The organism is Hymenobacter rigui, assembly GCF_003944715.1.
Taxonomy (GTDB): Bacteria; Bacteroidota; Bacteroidia; order Cytophagales; family Hymenobacteraceae; genus Hymenobacter; species Hymenobacter rigui.
In genome coordinates this window covers 1-23,133 of sequence record NZ_RWIT01000003.1, presented here as the reverse complement: position 1 = coordinate 23,133, position 23,133 = coordinate 1, and the positions used below count along the sequence as shown (strand labels likewise).

Sequence of the window (23,133 nt, the reverse complement as noted above, 5' to 3'; positions counted from 1 at the left end):
GACGCGGTCGGTGCGTTAAGAACCCATAGCTCCTCAGTATCTTCCGGAATCCGCTGTTTCCGCTGACGCGGTAGCCTGCCGTTTACTTTCCCTGTTTCACCGTTCCCCTCATTTTTTTCGCTTCTCTATGGACCGCAAAGATTTTCTGCAGCTGCTGGTGCTGGGTAGTGCCGCCGCTGCTACCGGCTGCCTCGGCAGCTGCAGCAAAGACGACAGCACCGGCTCCACTACCGGCGCCTCCAACGTCGATTTTACCGTGGACCTCTCGGCCGCGTCCAGCAGTTCGCTGGTGGCTGGTACAGGCTACGTGTACGACTCCGGCAACCAGGTGATTGTGGCTAAAACCAGCGCCAGCAGCTACGTGGCGGTGCAGGCCCCCTGCACGCATGAGGGTGTCAAAGTAATCTTCAATTCCAGCCGGCAGCAGTTCTTCTGCTCTCAGCATTCGGCCTATTTCAGCACTGACGGGGCCGTGGTGAGCGGTCCGCCGCCCCGGGGCCTCAAGCAGTACACCGTAACGCAAACCGGCAACTCCCTCCGGATTACCGGGTAGTACGAAGCAGCAATACACACAAAAGGGCCGATGCAACGCTGCACCGGCCCTTTTGCTGTTTTCTTGTAGTAAAGCTGTGTAAAGAATCGTAAAAATCGACAGTTCGTCATGCAGAGCCGGAGGCAAAGCATCTCGCGTGCCGATGTCTGGATTACCATTGCAACGTCAGCACGCGAGATGCTTCGCTGCGCTCTGCATGACGGTATAAGATTTCATAAACAGCTTCAGTATTACCTCAGGCAGCGCTAAATACGCTCACCACCTCAATCTGCCCGATGATGTGGCGGTTGAATTCGGCCAGTTCCTCGGCCGGTACCCACAGCTCGTTATGCTCCGGGTTACCCACGTTCTGCACCGGAAACGAGTCGGCGTAGTCGGCTTCCACGGCAAACCGCAGCACGTAGCCCACGCCGTAGTAGGGCACGTTCCAGTCGCGGGCAATCTGGGCGGCGTACTGCTCATTGAGCACCGGATAAAAGAACGGTTGCTCCGGCAGCCGCGGCGGAAATTCCAGCCACCCCGAAGCCGCAATCAAATCCAGTTCCGCCTGATTCACGGGCCGGTACAACAGCGTTACAGCCGATTCGTGGCGCATGGCTTCAGCGGTTAAAACTCGTGCAGGCGCTGAGCAATGTTCCAGCGCAGGCCCACCGAGGCCAGCACACCACCATCGGCCGTGAAGTTGGGCGGGGGCGTACGGCCATCTTCATAAGTGCGGTGCCGGTAAATCACTTTGCCATCCAGCCACAGGTTGTGGGCCGCCTGCCAAGAGCCCGTCAGGTCACCGTGCAGCAGGTAGGAGCTGATGCCGTTGCCCACGAAGAAGCCGTATTCCCGTACTTGGCCGTTGGCGTCGCGGGGCCGGTCGTCGTAGGGCAGCAGCACGTTGGAGCCGTAGTTCTGGCCGGCGGGGTCGAGGCCCTGACGCACCAGAAAGCCTTTGGCCACCACGTGCAGGCGGGGTAGGGGCTGAAAGCTGGCAATACCAATCAGCTCCCACAGATTGGCCCCCATGGGGTGAGCCAGCGGCTGGGCGGCGTTCTGGTAGCTGCGGAACTTGTCGAGGGCCTGATAGGTGTAAGGCCGGATGAAGTTGAACTCGCCCTGCAGGTCGAAGTTGCGGATGCCGGCCACGTTAATGTATTTGGCCCCCAGCTGCACCGACTGCTTGTTGGCCCACCAGCCGTTGCCGCCGCGCACCTGGCTCAGCACAAACTCATCCAGCACCAGTTGCCCGTACAGCTGCACCCGCTTCCAGAGGTTCCACTTGAAGTCAAGGCCCAGCAGGGCGTTGCCATCCTGCGAGCCGGTGCTTTGCTCAATGGTACGGTAGAAGATAACCGGGTTGAGGTACTGGATATCGAAGGTGTTGCGGCGCTGCACCCGCACCTGCCCGTTGCTGATAACCGAATCCCGCCGCGACGAGGCCGTAAGCACGCTCTCAAACACCCCGATGTTCAGGTTCGGCAGCACATCGAGGCTCAGGTGGTGCATGGCCAGAAACTTCCGGTCGTACGATGCATCCAGGTCGCCGGGGTCGGCCATGAGCTGGGCAAACAGGTTCTGGTACTGAAACTTCCAGATGCGCGTTTGCACCTTCAGGAACAGGTAGGGCGAGGAATAGTCCGACAGGATCAGGCTGCGGTAGCCGTTGCCAATCTGGTTCCGGTCGTGGCCCAGCTGCAGGCTCACGTGGCGGCCAGCGGCATACGTCAGGTAGCCCCGCGCCGACAGGAAATCGTACTGCCCGCCGGTGGTTTTGAAGGGCTTCCAGAACCCCTCGTGGGGTACGGCCCGGTCGCGCTCCACTCGCTCCTGCACGTACAGCGGCACGGCCATCTGGTTGTCGGCCAGGAAGGCATAAAAGCCCAGCCGCTTATCAATGGTGCCCTCTACCTGCACCCCGCGGGTGTTCAGGAACGAGTAGCTCTTGGCCCCATCGGAATTACCCAGGCTCAGACCTAGCACCGGGTTCACGCGCAGCGAAAACTCCGGCTGCTCCAAGCTGTATAGGTCGGAAGGCCGCTGGTAGAAATACTTCAGAATAGGCTGCTCGCGCACGTTCACCGCCGAGTCCAGCCGAGCATCATGCCAGTTGTCGCGCAGCAGGTAGCGGATGTTGAAGCGGTCCTGTCGGGAAAGGCCCGCCGAGGAATCCTGCAGTATGCGCTCGGCCAGCCGGGCCACGGCGGCGCGGGTATAGGGCCGCACCGAAGTGTGCGGGTCGCTCAAGGAGTCAGGCCCGTGCAGAATCACATAACGGTCAATGAGGCGGTAGATGTCCGCATCCAGTGGCACGTAGGTGGTGCCCATGGTGGTTTTGCCGGAAACTGCCGGCTGCGCATTGGTAGCCGCCGCATTTTCGGGTTTGGCAGGCTTACCGGGTTTGGGCGGCTGGTCGTAGGTGAGCCAGTTGCCCTGGCCGTCGGTGGGGCGGGTGGGGGTGTCTTGGGCCGCCGCGGGCGTGGCCAGCACGCCCAGCAAACCCAGCACGTATAGGTAGGAATTTCTCATAAGCAGAGCCGTGTACGCCAAAGCCGGCGCGTAGGTGGGCAAACCTACGGAGTTTACGCAGGATTGGACGAAGCACCTAACGCCGGAAGCTGCCCGGCAGTACCTTTGGGTATGCCCATTCGCCTGCTACGCTTCTCGGAACTGGATTTGGCTGCCTGGGACGCCTGCGTGAATTCGGCCCCGCAGGTGGTACCCTATGCGGCTTCTTGGTGGTTGCAGGCCACGGCCGGACAATGGGATGCGCTGGTGAAAATGGAGCCCGAAACCGGCCGCTATCTCGCCGTGTGGCCCTTACCGGTCAAGCGTCGACTATGGGGGCGGGAAGTGGTGCAGCCGCCCTTTACGCAGCAGCTGGGCATTATCGGGCCAGAAAATGACATCGAAGCCTGGCTGGAAGAAAGGGAGGCTTTCACGGCATACGGCCGCTTCTACACCCAGCTGAATACTGAAAACGGCTTGCCGGCTGCGCCTTCCGCCCCGCTGACGGCACAAGTTCGCCAGACCTATCACCTGCCGCTGCATCAGCCGTACGAAACCATCCAAGCCGGCTACTGCGCCGACTACCGCCGCCGTCTGCGTCAGCAGGAAGCCGGCGCATCGAGCTTTGCCGTACAAACCACGCCTGAGCTGGAGCCGCTTCTGTTGCTATTCCGGCAAACCCAGGGCCCGGCCGCCGGCTTGAAAAACCGCCATTATGCACTACTACGCCGGCTGGCGGCGGTACTACAAGCCCGGCAGCTACTGACATTGTACGAAGCGCGCGACCAGCAAACCGGCCAGTTACTGGCCGGGGCGCTGTTCGTACGGTACCGCTCCCGGTTGGTGTATTTGTTTGCTGCGGCTTCTGCGGAAGGTAAAAAGCAGGCGGCTCCGTTAGCCCTGGTAGATGCGGCCATCCAGCGGCACGCGGGCACGCCGGGGCTGGTGCTCGATTTTGAAGGCGGCATGATACCGTCTATTGCCCGTTTTTTTGCCAATTTCGGGGCCGTGCCCGTGTCGTACGCGGCGCTATCCTTCACCTCCCAACTACCCTGGTACCTACAATGGCTGCGCTGACGCCTTCTCCTGCTGACCTTTCCGCTGCGGCCGCCGCCGCGGCCAACCCGCGCGTGCACGTGGTGTGCGCCGAGCCATCCATTGCCAACCACTTCCTGGCCGAGCTGCGCGATGTATCGGTGCAGCAGGATTCCCTGCGCTTCCGCCGTAACCTGCAGCGCCTGGGTGAAATCATGGCCCTCAAAATCAGCTCCCAGCTGAGCTACACCGATAAAACGGTGCGCACGCCGCTGGGCGAGTCCAGCAGCAAGCACCTCCACGATTTCCCGGTGCTGGCCACCGTGCTGCGGGCCGGCCTGCCCTTTCACCAGGGCTTTCTGAACTACTTCGACCAGTCGCCCTCCGCTTTTGCTGCCGCCTACCGCATTGAGGGCACGGCCCAGGTGCAGGTGCAGGTCGATTACCTCTCGGCTCCCAGCCTGGATGAGCGGGTCCTGATTCTGGCCGACCCCATGCTGGCCTCCGGCAAAAGCCTGGTGCAGACGTACCGGGCCATGCTGCGCTTCGGAACGCCCCGGCAGGTGCACATTGCCGCCGTCATTGCCAGCCCCCAGGGGGTGGAGTACGTGACCCGCGAAATTCCCGAAGCCACCCTCTGGGTGGCTGCCATCGACCAAGGCCTCAACGAGCAGGCCTACATCGTGCCCGGCCTCGGCGACGCCGGCGACCTGTCATACGGTAGCAAGCTCTAATATCGGAGCCGGTGAACCGGGCCTGTATTCGTTGGGTTTCGTAACAGACTGCTAACAGGGCGGTGCTAACCCGGCGGCCGCCTGCTGGTTATATTTACGCTGCTTCGCTTACCAAATTTGCCTGTGTTACCTGATCTGCTCAAATACGCCACGGTTTTCGCCATCGGCATGTTCAAGTTTGTGGCCGCTCCCGTTGCCGGGGTGGCGGCAGGCCTGCCCATGCCGCTGGTCTGGGGCCTGTCGGTGGCGGGCATGATGACCACGGTGGTGCTGATATCCGGCTTGGGCCGGCAATGGGCGCTGCACATGCGGCGCAAGCGGGAGCAGAAGGGCAAGCCGCTATTCAACCGCCGCAGCCGCACCATCGTGAGCATCTACCGGCGTTTCGGCATGGTGGGCATTGCGTTTCTGACGCCCATTCTGTTCAGCCCGGTGGGCGGTACCGTCATTGCCACGCAGCTGCACGTGCCCCGCTGGCGCATCCTGCTGCACATGGCCTGGAGTGCTGCCTTCTGGGGCTTCACGTTTACTATGCTGGCCATTCGCTTCAGCCACCTGCCCATTTTCGACCATTATCGGTAGTGGTGATATAGTGAAATGGTGAGTGGCCGTTCTGTTAGCGCGAAATGCGCTTTTAGAACGGCCACTCACCATTTCACTATATCATTACTTGCTCCGTTTGGCGCGGGCGCGGCCCTGGGCGGCGCGGAAGGCTTTGGAGGAGTGGGAGGAAGCTTTGCCCTTGGACGGGTTAGCCTTCTTGCCCTTCTGGCTGCGGTTGGGGCCGGCTTTGAACTCCTTGCCAGTGCGCTTATCAATGGTTACGCCGGGTTTGATCCACTCCTTGCGCTCATGGAAAGCACCCTTAAAGTTGGGGTCTTCGCGCTTGCGGCGGTCATCCTTCTCCCGGTCCATGTTCTGCTGCTCATCGAAAGAGGTTTTGGCAATTTCGACACCCTCCGGAATGGGCAGCAGCGGAATTTCCTGCCGGATCAGCTCCGCAATCTGCTCCATGTGGTACATCTCGGCCTCGTTGGCGAAGGTGATGGCCGCGCCGGTGTGCTGGGCCCGGCCCGTGCGGCCAATGCGGTGCACGTAATCATCGTACACCAGCGGCACATCGAAATTCACCACGTGCGATACTTCCGGTACGTCAATGCCACGGGCCGCCACATCGGTAGCCACCAGAAAGCGCACTTCCCCGGCTTTAAAGGCCTCCATAGCGTTGATGCGCATGTTCTGGCCCTTGTTGCCGTGAATGGCCCGCACCTCGCCGTGGGCTTTGCGCTGCAGGAAGCTGGCCACGTTATCGGCGTGCTCCTTGGTGCGCGTGAAAATCATCACGCGGTGGAAGGTGTCCCAGTCGAGGAACAGGTACTCCAGCAGGTTGATTTTGGTGAGCAGGTTGGGTACTTCGTACAGCGACTGGCTCACGGTCTGGGCCGAGGTGGCCGCGGGCGTTACCTCAATCCGCACCGGAAACTCCAGGAATTCCTCGCTGAGCGTAGTTACTTTTTCCGGCATGGTGGCCGAGAATAGTACGTTCTGGCGCTTACGCGGAATCACCTCCAGCAAGCGTCGAATCTGGGGCATAAAGCCCATGTCCATCATTTTATCAGCCTCATCCAGCACCAGCGTTTTCAGCTCCTTCAGCACCAGGTCGCCGCGCAGGTACAGCTCCATGAGGCGGCCCGGCGTGGCAATCAAAATATCCACGCCCTTGGCAATGGTTTCGATCTGAGTTTTGGGGCCCAGGCCACCGTAAATGGCGAAAATGCGCAGGTCGGTGTACACGGCCAGTTTTTTCAGGTGGCTTTCCAGCTGCATAGCCAGTTCCCGGGTGGGGGCCATAACCAACGCGCGCGGATGAATGCCCTGGGCGTATTTTACCTTCATCAGCAACGGCAGCCCGAAGGCAGCTGTTTTGCCGGTACCGGTCTGGGCAATGCCCAACACGTCGTGGCCAGCCAGCAGCAGCGGAATGGTTTGCTGCTGTACGGGTGTGGGCTCCGTAAAGCCGGCCTCCTCCACTGCCGTCAGCAGTTGCTTGTTGAGCTTGAAATCGGCGAAAGTGAGCGGCAGCGGCGTGTCAGACATAAGGCAAAGCGTGTTGTAAACCACAAAGGTACGCGGAATCCGGGCGCGGGCCTTGGCTTGTGACCTCGGCCCGGCCGTAACCGCCATAAAACCAGCATCGGTGGGGTAGCTCCACGTATGTGCGTAACAGTCAGTTAGCGGAGCGGGAGAAAAAAACTGGCCATTTGTTTTGCAAATCTGCGGCCGGCCGCTACTTTTGTGGCTCCAATACCCAACACGGTAGGTATAGCTCAGCTGGTTAGAGCGTCGGATTGTGATTCCGAAGGTCGTGGGTTCGAGCCCCATTACTTACCCTCCGTTTTGAACAAAAAGGTCTCTCCTCAGCGGCAGAGGCCTTTTTTGTTTTTCAGCATTCCGCATTAGCTCCGCCTTTTCCAGTGCCAATGGAAGGATTCGGCGGCGGCTGGTGTTGCGGCCCTGTATAAGTAGAACCCTGAACCACTTTTTCCCCTTTGAATCTATGAGTCTGGTTGTTATCGGCACGGTGGCCTTCGACGCCCTGGAAACGCCCTTCGGCAAAACCGACAAGATTGTTGGCGGCGCTGCTACCTACATCAGCCTGTCGGCTTCCTATTCGGTTAAGCCCGTGAAAATTGTGGCCGTAGTGGGCGACGATTTTCCGCAGTCGGATATCGTGATGCTGGGCGAGCATGGCGTGGACACCGAAGGTCTGCAGATCAAACAGGGTGAGAAGTCGTTCTTCTGGTCGGGTAAGTACTCCAACGACCTGAACTCACGCGAAACCCTGGCTACCGAGCTGAACGTGTTGGCCGATTTCGACCCCGTGCTGCCCGATTCCTACCAGGACTGCAAGTATCTGATGCTGGGTAACCTCACGCCCCAGATTCAGCGCCTCGTGATTCAGCGCCTCGTGAACCGCCCCAAGCTCATTGTGATGGACACGATGAACTTCTGGATGGACGTGGCCCTGGACGAGCTGAAAACCACCATTGAAATGGTGGACGTGCTCAGCATCAACGATGAAGAAGCACGTCAGCTTTCCGGCCAGCACTCGTTGGTGAAAGCCGCCAAAATCATCATGGAGATGGGCCCGAAGTACCTCATCATCAAGAAGGGGGAGCACGGCGCTTTGCTGTTCCACAAAAATCAGATCTTCTTCGCCCCGGCCCTGCCGCTGGAAGAAGTCTTCGACCCCACCGGCGCCGGCGACACCTTTGCGGGCGGCTTCATCGGCTACTTGGCCGCCACCGACGACATCAGCTTCGAAAACATGAAGCGCGCCGTAATTCACGGTTCGGCCATGGCCTCGTTCTGCGTGGAGAAATTCGGCACCGAGCGTCTGCTGAACCTGACACAGGAAGAAATCGAAGCCCGCGAAAAGCAGTTCGGCGAGCTGGTAGCCGTGCAGCCTGTAGCTACCGAAGCGTAACTGTTCCGGCAGCAGCTTCAAACGCCCGTCAGCCTGAGCGCCGCTCAGGTTGACGGGCGTTTTGCGTTCTAACTCTCTGAGAATGGCCAAATTTTATAGTAACCTCTGCCGGAGCCGTTGGGTACAAGGAGTATTCATCCACCCGTAAATCCCACGGCCATGAGCATGAGCAAAAAAGAAACCGACCTGACCAACGATAAAACGTCCGTCAACCCGGCTGCCAATACCAAGAAGAAAAGCACCCAGGTGCAGAGCCCCAATACCATGGACGTTTCGGCCCACGGCAACACCACCGACGGAGCCTCCGCCGGCGAGGGCGTGCACAACATTCGCAACAACCCCCAAGGCAATAATCCCGCCTCCGTAAACAGCGGCAAAGTGGGCAAAGGCGGCGACGCCAAACACTAGGGGTTATAACTTAGAGGTTGGAAGTGAGAGCTTAGAACCTGAAAACAAGAAGTGAGACGTTCGTTCCGTAACCGACAGGTAGCAGAACGAACGTCTCACTTCTTGTTTTCAGATGCTTGTGTCTGAACTCTACCTTCTAATCTCTAAGCTCTCCATCAAGGCACAACGGTCAGGCGGACTACGCGGGTGTCCACGTCGCCTTTGTCAAAGAAGTCCTGCTCGAACAAGATGGTTTTGTTGTCGAGCCAGCGGGGCTGGGTGCAGCCCCATTCGGTTTGCCGCTCCCAGAGCAGGCGCGGGGCTTTGTCGTCGAGGCTCCAGAGCTGCAAGCCGCTGGGTTCGAAACGGGCCAGCACGTCGGAGTTGCCGCACACGAAGTGGCGGCCATCGGGGGCAATAACGGGTGGGGCCATTAGCTGGGTGCGGCGGCCGCTGCGCTGGTCCACCAGCATGTAGTAGCCGCCCTCGTACAAGTGCACCGAAATCAGCCACTGGTGGATGCTGGGCAGGGTAGCCAAGTATTCGTACGCTACGTTGCGCTCATCCTCGGCGGGGTTGTTTACTAGCCGTACCTCGGCTGCGGCCGTGGGGCGCAGGCGCAGGGCCCGACCAGTGCGCTGTATGCGCGTTCCGGCTTTATTCAGCCGCAGCCGTTCCTCGGCAGCAAAATCCAGAAAAGAGTCTTCCTCCTCCGCCGAAGCCGGGTTGGTTATCACCCAGTCGGGGCTTTTAAGCTGCGCATAGGCCTGCCGCGGGGCCGGGTAGATGTGCAGTACGCGCCCGGGTACCTGCACCAGCGTATCGAGGTGCTGGAGCCGGTAGATGCGCGGCGGCTTGGGAGCAGGCGGGGGCGGTAAGGCTACACTGGGCCGCGACTTTTCGGTGGGCTGCATGCGCAACGAACAAGCCGGTAGCGCCACTACCAGCGGTAGGGCAGTAGCTACGGTACGAAACCGGAACATGAGCAGAAGTGTAGACTTGGATCGAAAGGCGCGTCGTTGTCGGGTGGACAGAGAACGAAAAGAAAAACGCATGCGGAGAGTTCCCGAAAGCGCAAACCCGGCAAAAAGTTTGCGCCGTCCCGGCCGCCGTGGTTTCTACGTGCACGGCAGCGGCCGGGATGTAGCCGAAAAATTAAAAATCCTGCTTCAGCCACTGCCGGAAGCTGCCCTGCTGCTCAGGCGTAGCCGACGGCAGTTTTTCCACCGTTACCTTCTGCCAGAACCGGTGGGCCGGGTCGGCGGCGAGCGTCACGGTCAGCAGGCGGTTCTGGCGGAATACGGTTACCTCGTGGTGGTCGGCCCCGTCGCTGAGCAGGCTGTGCAGGTTCATATCCACGCGGCGGCCGTTGATGGCCACGATTTCGTCATCCACCGTTAGGGCCAGGGCGGCGGGGGCGTCGGGCAGGATGTCGGTTACTTCGGTCCGCTCGTTTTTCACCACCGTTCGGAATCCGTACACGCCTTCCGAGGCCGAGGCATTCTCATCAATGCGCAGGCGGCAGCCCACGAAGCTCAGCACCCGGTTCAGGGGCTCCTCCAGCGGGGCCGTGCCGTAAATGAACTTGTCGAAGTAGGTCTGCATGTCGCGCCCGGCCACTTCCTGTACCAGGCGGGTGTAGTCTTCCTCGGTGTAGCCCACGCCGGTCTGGCCGAAGTCCTCCCACAAACGGCGCATCACGTCATCGAGGCTGCGCTGGTGGCCCGAGAGCTGGCGCAGCGTAAGATCGAGCAGCAGCGCCACCAACGCGCCCTTGTGGTACACCGATACTTTGCGGTCGGGGATGCCAGGTTTGTAGCCATCCAGCCACAGATCCATGCTGGCATCGGCCACCGAGAGGTGGTAGCGGCCGTAGTCGTCGTAGTGCTTGCGCAGCACGGTGTTCAGCTCGGCAAAGTACTGCTCGGCGGTGCGCACCCCGGCCCGGGCCAGCAGGTACTCGCCGTAGTAGGTAGTAATACCCTCGGCAATAAAGCAGGTGCGGAAGTAGTTCTCGCGGGCGTAATCGTAGGGCTGCATCTCGGCCGGCCGGATGCTCTTAATGTTCCAGGCGTGGAACAGTTCGTGGCAGCTCACGCCCAGCAGCTCCTTGTACAGGCCTTCGGTCATCAACAGCTCGGCCGGACCCAACGTGATGACGGTGGAATTCAGGTGCTCCACGCCGTGGTAGTGCTTGTAGGGCAGAATCTGGTTGAGAAAGTGGTAGTCCTGGGCCGGAAACGAGCCGAACAGCTGCAACTGCTCCTCACTGAAGGCCCGGAAATCCTGCACCAGCCGCGTCCAGTCGACTGGGCATTCTCCCTGAATCCAGATATAAAAGGGCAGCCCGTTCACCTCGTAGTTACGGTACTGCAGGGTGGGGCTGGCAATCAGGGGCGAGTCGGCCAGGTGGTCGAAGCTGCGGGCTTCCAGCAGGTTGGGGCCGCGCTGGGGCAGGCCACAGGCCAATTGCCAGCCTTCGGGCAGATCCAGCAGCAGCTGACAGGTTTCCTGCTGCCGGCCTTCCACGTACATCAGCGCCTGCACCGGGTTCAGGTACAGCTGGGTTTCATCGAGCCAGGAGCCGCCGGCGTCCATCTGGTGGGCGTAGAAGTTGTAGCGCACCCGCACCGTGCGGCCCGCCGCCCCGCTCAGCTGCCACCGGTCCTTCGTGATTTTGCGGCTCGGCAGCGCCTCGCCGGAGACCGCATCCTCCAGTACCACGTGCTGTAGCTTCTGGGCGAAGTTCTGCAGCTCGTAGCGGCCCGGCCGCCAAGCGGGCAGCTGCAGCTCCACCGGCGCTTCGGTGCCGGCGGGCACCTCAAACGTCATCTGAATTTGCAGGTAAAACGTGAGCGGGTTCTCGAAGGAAACGTGGTAGTGGATCATGGAAAGAGGTGGCCTAAGCTTTAGCTTGGGCCGGGGTTTGCTTGGGGGCAGCCAGCAGGTACAAAGCGTTATCTTAGAAACAGGAACGGGCCCTATACGCCCGCCGCCTGCAAAAGCTTTTCCTGCATGAGTTTTTACCAGCGCAATTTACCGCACTTTGTGCCACCGGGCGCTACCTTGTTCATCACTTTTCGGCTCAAAGGTTCCCTGCCTGTCATAGTGTTGCATCGATTTCTACAAGAAACTGACGAGCAAATCCGACGCCTGCACCGGGAGATACCCCAGCTTGTCCAGCGGCGGGAAGCGCTGCTAAACCTGCACAAGCGCCAGTTTGCGCGGCTGGATGCCTACCTGGATACCAGCCAAGACGGTCCGCATTGGCTGCGGCAACCGGCTATTGCCGGCATTGTGGCGGATGAGATGCATCGTTTGTCGGAACTGTCGGTGCAGGTATGGTGCTTCTGCGTGATGTCGAATCATGTGCATCTCGTGGTGCAGCTCCCACCGCAGCCCAATTTCTCGTATCCCCGCATAATGCAGCGGCTGAAGGGCAGAACAGCTTTGGCCGCAAATCGGCTATTGAAGCGCACAGGTGGGTTTTGGCAGCACGAAAGTTACGACCACTTGGTGCAACGTCCGGGTGAGTTGGAGCGCGTCATGGCGTACACGCTGGATAACCCCGTGCGTGCTGGTCTGGTAGCAGAAGCCACTGAGTGGCCGTATTCCTACCTACGGCCCGACTGGTAGTGGTTCAAGCTTTAGCTTGAACCGAATGTGCTAATGAGAAATGCTGTTGATTATCAATATAGTAACGTATGCCCTATGTCTTCCATACGGTTCAAGCTGAAGCTTGAACCACATTCAGTGACGTAGGCTTGTCAATTCCAACTCAACCTGTTACCTTTGCCGGCCTAAGTTGTAACAAGAGTCACTTACCCATACCATGAAACGTACTTTTCAGCCCTCGCAGCGCAAGCGCCGCAACAAGCACGGTTTCCGCTCGCGCATGGAAACCGCTAACGGCCGCAGCGTAATCGCTCGTCGTCGTGCCAAAGGCCGCAAGCGCCTGACCGTATCTGACGAAGGTCGTCATAAGCGCTAAGCCGCTGCCGGCGGCTGAATGGCCGCTGCTCCCGCCGATGACGACTCCTGTTTCAACGCCGGGCGCGCGCTCCTACTCGTTTCCGAAAGAAGAACATCTGTGCCGAAAAAAGCTCATTGAAGCGCTTTTCGGTCAGGGTTCTTCTTTTGGTTTATACCCCCTGCGCCTCACCTGGCGGGCCACCGAAACGCCCACCACCGAGCCGCCGCAGGTACTGGTGAGCGTGAGCAAGCGCAACTTCAAGCGCGCCGTCGACCGCAACTATCTGAAGCGCCTGCTGCGCGAGGCCTACCGCCTCAATAAGTACCGGCTGCTGGAGGCCCCCGGCGGCCATCGGGTGGCCCAGCTCGCTATCATCTATACCGGCAAGGAAAAAAAGCCCTTGACGCTTATCGAAAAGAAATTAACTTCAGGGCTGGAGCGTTTGCTTGCCGAGACTGGTGCAACTGCGGAGGCAGGAGCGGGGTCTTGACAACAAATGTGCTGGGGGGCGGGCTTTTCAGGTGTGAAACGCAAACCGACCCTCCGGACTTCCGTTTAGGGTCGTACAGTTGCCTTTAGCCCCTCTTATGCGCAAAAAATCCTTGGCCGTGGCTGCCCTGCTGGGCGGTGCCGGTCTGCTCGTATCCTTCCGCGCAGCTACCGACAACGAGCGGTACTTCGAAATTGCCAAGAACCTTGACATCTTCGCCACCCTGTTCAAGGAGGTGAATACCTATTATGTGGACGAGGTGCCGCCGGCTAAGCTGGTAAAAACGGGCATCGACGCCATGCTCAAGTCGCTGGATCCGTACACCAACTACATCCCCGAGGACGACATTGAGGACTTTCGCACCATGACCACCGGCCAGTACGGGGGCATTGGGGCGGTAGTGCAGAAGCGCAACAATAAAACTGTAGTACAGGCTGCCTACGAGGGCTACCCGGCCCAGAAAGCCGGCCTGCTGCCCGGCGACGAAATTCTGACCATCAACGGCGTGAATGTGGAGAAGAAGTCCAACGCCGATATCAGCAAGCTGCTGAAGGGCCAGGCCAACTCGCAGGTGAAGCTGATGGTAACCCGCTACGGGCAGGACGCCCCCGTGGAAATCAACATTACCCGTGACAAGATTCAGGTGGACAACGTGCCGTACTATGGCATGCTCACACCTGAAATCGGCTACTTCCAGCTGTCGGGCTTCACGGTGGATGCCGGCAAGGAAGTGCGCATGGCCGTAGCCAAGCTCAAGGAACAGGGCGCTAAAAAGCTGGTGTTCGATATCCGGGACAACCCCGGCGGCTTGCTTAACGAGGCGGTGAATATCTCCAACCTTTTCGTGGACAAGGGTAAGGATATTGTGAGCACCAAGGGCAAGGTTTCTGACTGGAACAAGACCTACAAAGCCTTGGATGCCCCGCTGGATACCCAGATTCCAATGGTGGTCATTACTTCCAACCGCTCAGCCTCGGCCTCCGAAATTGTGTCGGGTGTGCTGCAGGACTACGACCGGGCGGTGCTGGTAGGGGAGCGGACGTTTGGTAAGGGACTCGTGCAGGCTACCCGGCCGCTGAGCTACAACTCGCAGCTGAAGGTTACTACCGCTAAATACTACATTCCGAGCGGCCGCTGCATTCAGGAAATCGACTACTCGCACCGCGCCGATGATGGCACGCTGGGTAAAGTACCCGATTCGTTGCGGACCGCCTTCAAAACGGTGGCCGGCCGCACTGTGTATGATGGTGGCGGCGTGGCGCCCGACGTGGAAGTAGTAGACCGGGAAATTGCCGACATCACGCGGGTATTGCTTCAGAAAAGCTACCTGTTCGACTACGCCACCCGCTACCGCGCCGAGCATGCCACTATTCCGCCGGCCCGGCAGTTCAAGCTCACCGACACTGACTACCAGAAGTTCGTGGATTACCTCAAGGGCAAGGATATCAGCTACAGCACCGATGCGGAGAAGGCGCTGGCTGACCTCACTAAAAAAGTGAAGGACGAAAAGCACTATGAGGACGTGAAAACCGAGCTGGAAGCTATGCGCCGCAAGGTGACCACCAACAAGGCCAACGACCTGATGCGCTTCAAGCCCGAAATCCGGGAGCTATTGGAGCAGGAAATTGTGTCGCGCTACTACTTCCAGAAAGGTGGTATTGAGGCCAGCTTCGACGACGACCCCAACATCCTGATGGCCATGACGGTGCTGAACGATGCTCCGCGCTACTCCGCGCTGCTCAAGCCCGGTACTGTTGAAGCTAAAACCCGCCCCGAAGCCAAGCGCAGCACTGCCGGCGGCCGCCAGTAACAGCGGTTTAGCTAAATATAGGAAATCTACGAAGCCGCATTATTGTCAACCCGCTGCAAAGTGGCGGGCGGGTATGCGTATTCGGATAGCCGATGTATTGAACCTACTGGCAGTTGGACTATCGGTTGAGCATATGGTAGCGGAAATACCAGATCTGGAGGCGCTGGACGTGCAGGCTACGTTGTACTATATGGTAGTCTCTTAGAATAAAAGATGTTCACTTTTGCCAGAAAATCTTGAGCAGCTTATAACAGTATCGTTTAGCATATATAGAACTACATATTTTTCAAAAGGCGGCTGTTTATTGAATAGGCTGTGGTTATAATACATTTCTTCCGAACTAGGATATCGGGAGATGGAAAGGTCCGGCTGAGAAATGATGCTCAAGACATTTATTCTAGACATTCCTTTCCTTATAAGTGACATCCTTGTTTCTTTCACATGCTCCCTTTGCATATGTATCGAAATGTACAGAAGGCATGTAAAAACAATGGATGAAATAACTACGGCGAGTAATCTTTTCACAGGATAGCACTTGCGTTTATCGTCAATATAGTACGAAGCTGAGAGATTAGTCAAAAAGGCTATGTGACGCATCAGCATAGTACCTTTGCCATATGTCCAAGTTGCTGCTTTCCCTCGAAACCTCGTCGCCGGTGTGCTCGGTGGCGCTGCATCATCTCGAAACGGGCCGGCTGGTCGGCCAGACGGAGCTGCGGCTGGAGAAGTCGCACTCCTCGCACCTGAGTCTGCTCATCAGCCAACTGCTGGAAAACACCCTGCACACGCTGGCAGACGTGGCAGCAGTGGCCGTATCGGACGGACCAGGCTCCTACACGGGGCTGCGCATTGGGGCGGCGGCGGCTAAAGGACTGTGCTACGCGCTGGACATTCCGCTGTTGGCCATCAGCACCCTGCAAAGCCTCGCTCACCAGGTAGCCGCCGTGACGGCCCGGCCCGAGCAGTACCTCTACTGCCCCATGCTGGATGCCCGCCGGATGGAAGTGTACGCCGGCATGTACCAAGCCGATGGTACGGAAGTGCTGGCCCCCACGCCGCTGCTGCTCGATGAAACCACCCTGGCCGAACAATTGGCCGAGCAGTCATTGTTGTTCTTCGGAAACGGGGCGGCCAAGTTCCACCCGCTGGTAGCCGGGCACCCGCACGCGGCTTTCCTGTCGGGTATTGAACCCTCGGCGGTGGCCGTAGGGGCGCTGGCGCTGGAAGCCTACCGCCGCCAGGAATTCCGTAGCGTGGCCTACTACGAGCCGTTTTATCTGAAGGAAGTGTACACCACCACCCCAAAAAAATAGTGCTTAGTGTCGGTAGCCCTGCCAGGTGCCGCCGTAGCGGTAGCCCGGCTGGGGTTTGGCGCTGATGCAGCAACTTTCGCACACGAAAAACCAGCTTTTGCCGCTGGCCTGCAGCTGAATGCGGTAGAGTGTGGTGGCCTCGCGCCGGCAGTGGGCGCAGATTTTAGTTTTCATACGTACAGCCGGGTTGTCTGCTTCTGCCCGATAACCGAGACGGGCCGCGCCCGGTTTAGGCTGTATTCACCCGTTGTCTGTTAGGAATATGGAACCTCTCTTCGTCAACCGCGTCGCCAATTCCGGCCTCGTCACTTTTAATCTGGAAGACTTCATTCACCCCGGCGAGCGGGTGGTGTATGATATCAAGGACAACCTGTTCCACGGCCTGATGCTGCGCGAAAAGGACTTCCGCGAGTTCATCAAAACCCACGACTGGACGCAGTACGACGGCCAGAACGTGGCCATCATCTGCTCTACCGATGCCATTGTGCCCACCTGGGCCTATATGCTGCTGGCCAGCAAGCTCCAGAACCACGCCCACCGCTACGTGTTCGGCAACCTGGAGGCCCTGGAGCAGGAGCTGTTCCAGGAGGCCATTGCCGGGGTGGACGCCGAGCAGTTCCGCGACGCCAAGCTGGTCATCAAAGGCTGCGGCGAAAAGCCCGTGCCCACCTACGCCTACGTGGCCATTATGCAGAAGCTGCTGCCGGTAGCGGCCAGCATCATGTACGGCGAGCCGTGCAGCACCGTGCCGCTCTACAAGCGCCCCAAGGATAAAGTCGCCGAATAGCGGCCCAACGAGCAAATGTCAAATCGGCCCGTCAGTACCCACTGGCGGGCCGATTTGCGTGGTAGCGCGAAGCAGTGCTTCGCCGGTACCCGCTGTGTAGCGGTACGTGGGTTGCGGCCGAGCAGGTGGCCGAATGAAGGGCAGCCGGCCGGAATGTGCATCTTTGGCCGCAAATTCCGTTCCTGCATGGCATCACCTTCTGCATCTCCCTATAAAATCAGCGTGCTGACCGGCGTGGCTCTGGTAGTGGCCAATATGGTGGGTACCGGCGTTTTCACCAGCCTGGGGTTTCAGGTCATCACCATTCAGAGCGGGTTTGCGCTGCTGATGCTGTGGGTAGTGGGGGGCGTAATTGCGCTGTGCGGGGCGTTGTGCTACGGTGAGCTGGCGGCCGCCATGCCCCGCTCGGGCGGTGAGTACCACTACCTGTCGCGCATCTACCACCCGGCTTTGGGCTTTTTATCGGGTTGGGTATCGGCCACGGTGGGGTTTGCCGCGCCCACGGCGGCGGCGGCTTTGGCCCTGGAGCGGTACGCCGGCAGCGTGTGGCCCGCGCTGCCGCCGCGTCTGCTGGCGGTGGGAGTGGTGGTGGTGCTCACGGCCGTGCATGCCAGCAGCCGCAAAGCCGGCAGCCGGCTGCAGGTAGTAGTAACGGCCGTAAAGGTGGTCGTGCTGGTGGGCTTCATTGGAGCCGGGCTGGCGCTGGGGCAACCCCAGCCGCTGGCCTTCCTGCCCCAGGGCTCCGCCGACTGGCAGCAGCTGCTGAGCCCGGCGTTTGCCGTCTCCCTGATTTTTGTGTCGTACGCCTATTCCGGCTGGAACGCGGCGGCCTACCTCACGGGCGAGGTACAAAACCCGCAGCGCAACTTGCCCCGCATTCTGCTTACCGGTACGGCGATAGTGCTGCTGCTGTACGTGGGGCTGAACTTCATTTTCCTGTATTCCACGCCCATTGCCCAGCTGAAAGGGCAGGTAGAGGTAGGTTTCGTGGCGGCTACTTCCCTGTTTGGGGCGGCTGGCGGCCGACTGATGGGCGGGCTGATTGCGGCTCTGTTGGTGTCCACGGTCAGTTCTATGGTGTTTGCCGGACCCCGCATTGTGCAGGCCATGGGTGAAGATGTGCCGGCCCTGCGGTGGCTGGCCAAGCGCAGCGCCGCCGAGGTGCCGGTGCGGGCCACCCTGTTTCAGGGAGGGCTCACGCTGCTGTTCGTGCTGGTGTCGTCGTTTGCGCAGGTGGTGGTGTACGCCGGCTTTATCCTGAACCTGTTCACGTTTCTGACGGTGCTAGGCCTGTTTGTGCTACGCCGCCGCGAGCCGGAGCTGCCGCGGCCCTACCGCGCCTGGGGCTACCCGCTCACGCCGCTGCTGTTTCTGCTGCTCAATGGCTGGACGCTCTGGTTCATCGCCCGCGACAAACCCACCGAAACGCTCTACGGCCTGGGCACGTTGGTAGTGGGGCTGCTGGTGTACTGGCTCAGCCAGCGCCGGTCCGTGCGGGCCTGACCCTTGCTGCCACCCGTTCCGATGCCTACTAGCCAGCCCGAACCTCCGCAGTCTGCCTGGAAGCAGCGCGCTTATCAGATCATCTTCGAGTCGGACACCCGTGCCGGCCGCAACTTCGATGTGGCCCTGCTGGTAGCCATTGTGCTGAGCGTAATGGCCGTGATGCTGGAAAGCGTGGCTCCCATCAACCGGGAGTACGGCGCCTATCTGCGGGCGGTGGAGTGGTTTTTCACTGGGCTGTTCCTGCTCGAGTACGCGCTACGGCTGCTGGTGGTGCGCCGGCCGCTGGCCTACGCCTTCAGCCTGCTGGGCATTATCGACTTCTTGGCCATCGTGCCCACGCTGGCCAGCCTGCTGATTAGTGGCAGCCGGTACCTGCTTGTCATCCGCACGCTGCGGCTGTTGCGGGTGTTTCGCATTTTCAAGCTGGGCCGGTTTGTGGGCGAGGGGGAATTCATCGTGACGGCCCTCAAAGCCAGCCGCTTTAAAATTCTGGTGTTTCTGGCCGCCGTGCTCACGCTGGTAACCGTCATTGGCACGCTCATGTACGTGGTGGAAGGCGGGCAGCACGGCTTCAGCAGCATCCCGAAAAGCATTTACTGGGCCATCGTAACGGTGACTACCGTGGGCTACGGAGACATTTCGCCCGTTACGGTGCTGGGCCAGACGCTGGCGTCGGTACTCATGATTCTGGGGTACGCCATCATTGCCGTGCCCACCGGCATCGTATCGGCCCAGATGACCAGCCACCGCCCCGCACCGGCCGCGCCGGTATACAAGCAGGTCGTCTGCCACGTTTGCCAGGCCCCCGACCACAAGCCCGAAGCGGAGTACTGCTGGCAGTGCGGCGAAAAACTGTAGGAAGACTATATAAAACGGCTTTTCTTACCTTTCGCCTCTCCTCCACCTTACTTGCTCCTATGCGCTTTTCCCCCGTCCGGCTGCTGTTGCCGGCTCTGGTTGCTACCCTGACAGCCTGTTCCGAACAAAAAACCGCCCGTCAGGAACCCGCTGCTCCCCCCGTAGCCGCCCCCGATACCACGGCCGCCCAGCCTGCCACGCCGGCCACTCCCGCTACACCCGATACTTCGGCTATGCACAATGTGGCTGCTTTCCTGGCCGGGCTGCCCGTCAGCCGCCAGAGCGACCTGCGGCCCCTCACCGCCCAGCCCGCCTGGCAGGCCTACGCCGCCGACCAAACCAAGAGCTGGACCAACTACCACACCACCCGCACCGCCAAAATCGAAGAATGGGCCGCCACCGAGTTGGATTCGGTGCGTGCCGCCAGCCCCACGGTGTTTTACCCCTTCAGCGGCCCCGATTTTCTCAACGTCACCACCATGTTTCCCACCAGCACCACCTACGTGCTGATGGGCCTGGAGCCGATTGGCACGGTGCCCGATCAGGCCACGCTGGAAAATCCGAAGCTGTTTCCGGCCCTCAAGGCCTCGCTCTGGTCGGTGCTAAACTTTAGCTTCTTCCGTACCAACGATATGGCCGTGGAGCTGAACTCCAAAAAGCCCGACAGCAACACGCTCAACAAAGCCAATTCCATCGTAAAAACGGCCGAGCGCACCAACCAGCGCGTGAACATCGGTGGGGTGGTGCCGCTGCTGCTGCTGTTTGCCGCCCGTACCGACCACCAGGTGGAAGCCTTGCGCTACGTGCAACTCACCCCCGAGGGCCAGCTCACCGACGCCGATTCGGCCACCGTGCAGAAACCCGGCCTCAACGTAGTGCCCGGGGTGGAGGTGAAGCTGCGCAGCAAAGCCGGCCAGGAAAAAACCGTAGTGTATCTCTCCGCCGATATCAGCGACTGGAAGCTGGGCAACACTAAGGATGCCGCCCTGAAGTACGTACGCACCCTCGGGCCGCTCACCACCTACGTGAAATCGGCCACCTACCTCATGCACAAAAGCTACTTCAGCAAAGTGCGCAACCTCATTCTGGAGCGCAGCAATTACCTGCTGCAGGATGATTCGGGCATTGCCATGAAGTATTTCCGCCCCGCCGAGTGGCAGTTCACCTACTACGGCACCTACAAGCGGCCCATCAACCTGTTCGCCAAGCAGTACCAGCCCGCCCTCACCGCCGCCTACACCGACAAGGCCAATCCGCCGCGCCCCCTACCATTCGGTACCGGTTACAACTGGCGCCAGAACGATTCCAACCTGCTGCTAGCCCGCCGGCAGCAACCGGTGCAGCCGTAAGCCACTCCTATATATAGAGTGGCGGTGGCTTCTAACCGCCAAAGCTACCGGGAAGCAGTTACCAGACTCGCCCTGCTGTCATATATAGGAGCTGGGAATCTGGCCTGCACGAAAGCCGCTTCCTGTCAGGAGGCGGCTTTCGTCGTTTTCAGCCGCCTGTTGCGGGGTAGGGTAGGGGTTTTGCGTATCTTTTCTCTATGATTCGATTTGCTGCGCTGGTTGGAGCCGTAACGCTGGGCCCGGCTCTGTTACTCTCCTCCATCGAAACCCACCCCCGCACATTACCACCGGTACCGCAGGCCCCTGCCGACAGCCCATTGCTGGATAGCCTGCTTCATTCCGATGCCCGCCTGCTGCCCGTGGTCAACCGCGCCGATGCTTACGAGTTGCAGGTCATCTACACCCAGATCAACCGCGACGCGCAGCTGCGCCCCACGTTCGTGCAGCACAGTTTCCGGCTCGATGCCCGCCAATACTTCAACCCGGCCAGCTTGGTGAAGCTGCCCACGGCAGTTCTCTCCCTTGAGAAGCTAAACGACCTGCACCAGCCCGGCCTCACCCGCCGCTCGCCCATGCAGACCGGCACGGCCTTCCGCTGCCAGACGCCGGCCCCCTACAACCCCGCGCCCGATTCCGACCGGGTAAATACCGTGGGTAATTACATCAAGCGGATGCTGCTCGTCAGCGACAACCAAGCCTACAACCGCCTCTACGAATTCCTGGGGCAGGGCCCGCTCAACGCCCGCTTGGCCGAGCTGGGCTTTCCCGAAACACGTATCGTCCGCCGCTTCGCCCCCTGCGATACGGCCGCCAACCGCCACACCAACCCAATTGAGTTCCGCAACGCCGCTACCGGCGAAACGGTATACCAGCAGCCCGCGGCGTACAATGCCCGTACACTCACGCTTCCGCTCGGCCGCATCACCAAAGGCCGCGCCTATCAAGCCGGGGGCCGCGTCATCCCGCAGCCCTACGATTTCACTACGGCCAACTATCTGCCGCTACAGTCCGTCACCGACCTGCTGCGGCTAGTCCTGTTCCCCGCCGCCGCTCCCGCCGCCCAGCGCCTGCACCTCGCCCCCGATGATTACGCGTTCCTGCGCTACTACCTTCACCACACGCCGCACAGCTCTCTATATAGTATGTACACCGGCAGCCGCTATTTCGACGCCTATAAGAAGTACCTCTACTACGGCCGCCGGCCAACTACTACCCCGGAGGCGGGCCTGCGCATCTATAATATAGTAGGCATGTCGCACGGCTGCCTAGCTGATGTAGCCTATTTCGCCGATTCCACCCAGCAAACGGAGTTTATGCTGAGCGCCGTGCTCTACGTCAATAAGGATGGCATCATCAATGACGGTGCCTACGAGTACGAATCAGTAGGATTGCCTTTTCTGGCGGCACTGGGCCAGACAATTCAACGCTACGAAGCCCGCCGTCCTCGTTCAAACCGCGCCCTACCCACCGAATTCACCAACCCCGAACTGGTCAGGTAAACGCGCTAGTAGATAGTCTGTAAATTAATCTGCCTGATAATCTGGCAGAAAGCTGCCCTTCGCCGGCCTTGAACGGGTTTTTTCGCCGGTGGGTTTGGAAATGCCGCAACAACCTACCACTTTTGCACTCCCAATCCGGAACGCGGAGCGGGCCGCTGCCAACCTTCGGGCCACCAGCGCGAAACGTCTTCCTCGCCTCCCGGCCCTTTTAGCCGCCCCCGTCTTTCCTTCGGAAAGGCCCGGTGAAAAAAAGGTAGTCACTGGGGTTGCACAAGTCAGCAAGAAGTTGCTACCTTTGCACCCCGCTTCAGAAGGAGACGTTTTCCACGAGTCGAAACCGAAAAACTTTTTTCGCTTCGCTCTTGGAAAAAGGAAGAAAAGCTTGCTACCTTTGCACCCCGCTTTCGAACGAGAAACCGGGCCAGTGAATCGGAAACGAAGAAAATGCGAAAAACTTTTTCTTCTCTGGTTCTTGGAAAAAGCAAAAAGGTTGCTACCTTTGCACCCCGCTTCCACCGGAAGCGGATACACTGAAAAACGAATCGCTTTCGAAAAAAAGTTTTTCGAAAAAGGCTTGCAGAACAAAAAAAGCTGCTTACCTTTGCAACCCGCTTCAATCGGAAGGGGCTGACAACACGAATACTTCGCCGCTTTCGAGCGGTACACGGTAGGGCCCAACGGGGCACTGCACACGTTCTTTGAATGACTGGAAAAGACAAAAACGGTAAGCGACTTCGCTTCTGCGTAAGTAGGAAAAGAAGTCGACATTACAGGTTTTCAAGCGAATCATGGGATGAGCCCACAAGCAGCTCGTCAAATATACCGGGTCGGATCAGCACTTGACATCAGCTCATTTTCG

Annotated in this window: 24 protein-coding genes and 1 tRNA gene; 18 read left to right on the top strand and 7 right to left on the bottom strand. The window is 59.6% G+C overall.

What is annotated here, in order from left to right:
• Positions 1-127 precede the first annotated feature (127 nt).
• The gene (locus EI291_RS07120) at positions 128-553 is read left to right on the top strand and encodes a QcrA and Rieske domain-containing protein (RefSeq protein ID WP_125419126.1); all 426 of its coding nucleotides are present in this window, start codon (positions 128-130) and stop codon (positions 551-553) included.
• Positions 554-788: 235 nt separating this feature from the next.
• On the opposite strand, the gene EI291_RS07115 is transcribed toward EI291_RS07120, so the two are convergent.
• The gene (locus EI291_RS07115; RefSeq protein WP_125419125.1) at positions 789-1,148 is read right to left on the bottom strand and encodes an ADP-ribosylation/crystallin J1; all 360 of its coding nucleotides are present in this window, start codon (positions 1,146-1,148) and stop codon (positions 789-791) included.
• 11 nt (positions 1,149-1,159) lie between these two features.
• Complete coding sequence (locus EI291_RS07110; protein ID WP_125419124.1) at positions 1,160-3,067, bottom strand: hypothetical protein; 1,908 nt, start codon at positions 3,065-3,067, stop codon at positions 1,160-1,162.
• A 111-nt stretch (positions 3,068-3,178) separates the two neighbouring features.
• Here EI291_RS07110 and EI291_RS07105 point away from each other — a divergent pair, with 111 nt between their 5' ends.
• From EI291_RS07105 to EI291_RS07095, 3 genes are all read left to right on the top strand, one after another.
• A complete protein-coding gene (locus EI291_RS07105) occupies positions 3,179-4,123 on the top strand; it encodes a GNAT family N-acetyltransferase (protein WP_125419123.1) in 945 nt (314 codons plus the stop codon).
• A complete protein-coding gene (upp, locus tag EI291_RS07100) occupies positions 4,111-4,815 on the top strand; it encodes a uracil phosphoribosyltransferase (RefSeq protein WP_125419122.1) in 705 nt (234 codons plus the stop codon). Before EI291_RS07105 ends, upp begins: the two co-directional genes overlap by 13 nt.
• 123 nt (positions 4,816-4,938) lie before the next feature.
• Positions 4,939-5,397 (top strand): hypothetical protein, encoded by a 459-nt coding sequence (locus EI291_RS07095; protein WP_125419121.1) that lies wholly within the window; start codon positions 4,939-4,941, stop codon positions 5,395-5,397.
• An 84-nt stretch (positions 5,398-5,481) separates the two neighbouring features.
• On the opposite strand, the gene EI291_RS07090 is transcribed toward EI291_RS07095, so the two are convergent.
• Positions 5,482-6,912: a DEAD/DEAH box helicase gene (locus EI291_RS07090; protein ID WP_125419120.1), complete on the bottom strand. Its 1,431-nt coding sequence runs from the start codon at positions 6,910-6,912 to the stop codon at positions 5,482-5,484.
• A gap of 219 nt (positions 6,913-7,131) precedes the next feature.
• Between EI291_RS07090 and EI291_RS07085 the strand changes: the two genes are divergently transcribed.
• The 3 genes from EI291_RS07085 to EI291_RS07075 all read left to right on the top strand — a co-directional run bounded on the left by EI291_RS07085 (position 7,132) and on the right by EI291_RS07075 (position 8,710).
• A tRNA-His gene (locus EI291_RS07085) sits at positions 7,132-7,205 on the top strand.
• A 167-nt stretch (positions 7,206-7,372) separates the two neighbouring features.
• Entirely contained in the window at positions 7,373-8,302 is a 930-nt protein-coding gene (locus EI291_RS07080) for a PfkB family carbohydrate kinase (RefSeq protein WP_125419119.1), read from the top strand.
• A gap of 165 nt (positions 8,303-8,467) precedes the next feature.
• Positions 8,468-8,710, top strand: coding sequence for a hypothetical protein (locus EI291_RS07075; protein ID WP_125419118.1), 243 nt, complete (start codon positions 8,468-8,470; stop codon positions 8,708-8,710).
• A gap of 155 nt (positions 8,711-8,865) precedes the next feature.
• Here the strand turns inward: EI291_RS07075 and EI291_RS07070 are convergent, their stop codons facing one another.
• Together EI291_RS07070 and EI291_RS07065 are read right to left on the bottom strand one after the other, a co-directional pair.
• Positions 8,866-9,672, bottom strand: a complete 807-nt coding sequence (locus EI291_RS07070) for a hypothetical protein (protein ID WP_125419117.1) — start codon at positions 9,670-9,672, stop codon at positions 8,866-8,868.
• A 172-nt stretch (positions 9,673-9,844) separates the two neighbouring features.
• Positions 9,845-11,578 carry a M61 family metallopeptidase gene (locus EI291_RS07065; protein WP_125419116.1) on the bottom strand — a complete coding sequence of 578 codons (1,734 nt, stop codon included), beginning with the start codon at positions 11,576-11,578 and terminating at the stop codon, positions 9,845-9,847.
• A 126-nt stretch (positions 11,579-11,704) separates the two neighbouring features.
• On the opposite strand from EI291_RS07065, the gene EI291_RS07060 reads away from it, so the two are divergent.
• The 6 genes from EI291_RS07060 (at position 11,705) to tsaB (ending at position 16,275) form a co-directional block, all read left to right on the top strand.
• Positions 11,705-12,325 (top strand): transposase, encoded by a 621-nt coding sequence (locus tag EI291_RS07060; RefSeq protein WP_125419115.1) that lies wholly within the window; start codon positions 11,705-11,707, stop codon positions 12,323-12,325.
• A gap of 196 nt (positions 12,326-12,521) precedes the next feature.
• Positions 12,522-12,680 (top strand): 50S ribosomal protein L34, encoded by a 159-nt coding sequence (gene rpmH / locus EI291_RS07055; RefSeq protein WP_045689549.1) that lies wholly within the window; start codon positions 12,522-12,524, stop codon positions 12,678-12,680.
• A 37-nt stretch (positions 12,681-12,717) separates the two neighbouring features.
• A complete protein-coding gene (locus tag EI291_RS07050) occupies positions 12,718-13,152 on the top strand; it encodes a ribonuclease P protein component (protein WP_125419114.1) in 435 nt (144 codons plus the stop codon).
• Between the two features lie 97 nt (positions 13,153-13,249).
• Positions 13,250-14,962 carry a S41 family peptidase gene (locus EI291_RS07045; protein WP_170172549.1) on the top strand — a complete coding sequence of 571 codons (1,713 nt, stop codon included), beginning with the start codon at positions 13,250-13,252 and terminating at the stop codon, positions 14,960-14,962.
• Positions 14,868-15,167, top strand: a complete 300-nt coding sequence (locus EI291_RS23410) for a DUF433 domain-containing protein (RefSeq protein WP_317127641.1) — start codon at positions 14,868-14,870, stop codon at positions 15,165-15,167. The genes EI291_RS07045 and EI291_RS23410 overlap by 95 nt, the downstream gene beginning before the upstream one ends.
• A gap of 412 nt (positions 15,168-15,579) precedes the next feature.
• The gene (gene tsaB / locus EI291_RS07035) at positions 15,580-16,275 is read left to right on the top strand and encodes a tRNA (adenosine(37)-N6)-threonylcarbamoyltransferase complex dimerization subunit type 1 TsaB (RefSeq protein WP_125419112.1); all 696 of its coding nucleotides are present in this window, start codon (positions 15,580-15,582) and stop codon (positions 16,273-16,275) included.
• Positions 16,276-16,278: 3 nt separating this feature from the next.
• Here tsaB and EI291_RS22805 read toward each other — a convergent pair whose 3' ends face one another.
• Positions 16,279-16,449 carry a hypothetical protein gene (locus EI291_RS22805; protein ID WP_170172548.1) on the bottom strand — a complete coding sequence of 57 codons (171 nt, stop codon included), beginning with the start codon at positions 16,447-16,449 and terminating at the stop codon, positions 16,279-16,281.
• Positions 16,450-16,537: 88 nt separating this feature from the next.
• On the opposite strand from EI291_RS22805, the gene EI291_RS07030 reads away from it, so the two are divergent.
• The 5 genes from EI291_RS07030 to EI291_RS07010 all read left to right on the top strand — a co-directional run bounded on the left by EI291_RS07030 (position 16,538) and on the right by EI291_RS07010 (position 22,274).
• Positions 16,538-17,062 carry a DUF2480 family protein gene (locus EI291_RS07030; protein ID WP_125419111.1) on the top strand — a complete coding sequence of 175 codons (525 nt, stop codon included), beginning with the start codon at positions 16,538-16,540 and terminating at the stop codon, positions 17,060-17,062.
• 186 nt (positions 17,063-17,248) lie between these two features.
• Positions 17,249-18,565, top strand: a complete 1,317-nt coding sequence (locus tag EI291_RS07025; protein ID WP_125419110.1) for an APC family permease — start codon at positions 17,249-17,251, stop codon at positions 18,563-18,565.
• A gap of 21 nt (positions 18,566-18,586) precedes the next feature.
• Positions 18,587-19,426: an ion transporter gene (locus EI291_RS07020; protein ID WP_125419109.1), complete on the top strand. Its 840-nt coding sequence runs from the start codon at positions 18,587-18,589 to the stop codon at positions 19,424-19,426.
• Between the two features lie 59 nt (positions 19,427-19,485).
• A complete protein-coding gene (locus EI291_RS07015; RefSeq protein WP_125419108.1) occupies positions 19,486-20,775 on the top strand; it encodes a hypothetical protein in 1,290 nt (429 codons plus the stop codon).
• A gap of 197 nt (positions 20,776-20,972) precedes the next feature.
• Complete coding sequence (locus tag EI291_RS07010; protein ID WP_125419107.1) at positions 20,973-22,274, top strand: serine hydrolase; 1,302 nt, start codon at positions 20,973-20,975, stop codon at positions 22,272-22,274.
• Between the two features lie 24 nt (positions 22,275-22,298).
• Here EI291_RS07010 and EI291_RS07005 read toward each other — a convergent pair whose 3' ends face one another.
• Positions 22,299-23,042 (bottom strand): hypothetical protein, encoded by a 744-nt coding sequence (locus tag EI291_RS07005; RefSeq protein ID WP_125419106.1) that lies wholly within the window; start codon positions 23,040-23,042, stop codon positions 22,299-22,301.
• Between the last annotated feature and the right edge of the window lie 91 nt (positions 23,043-23,133).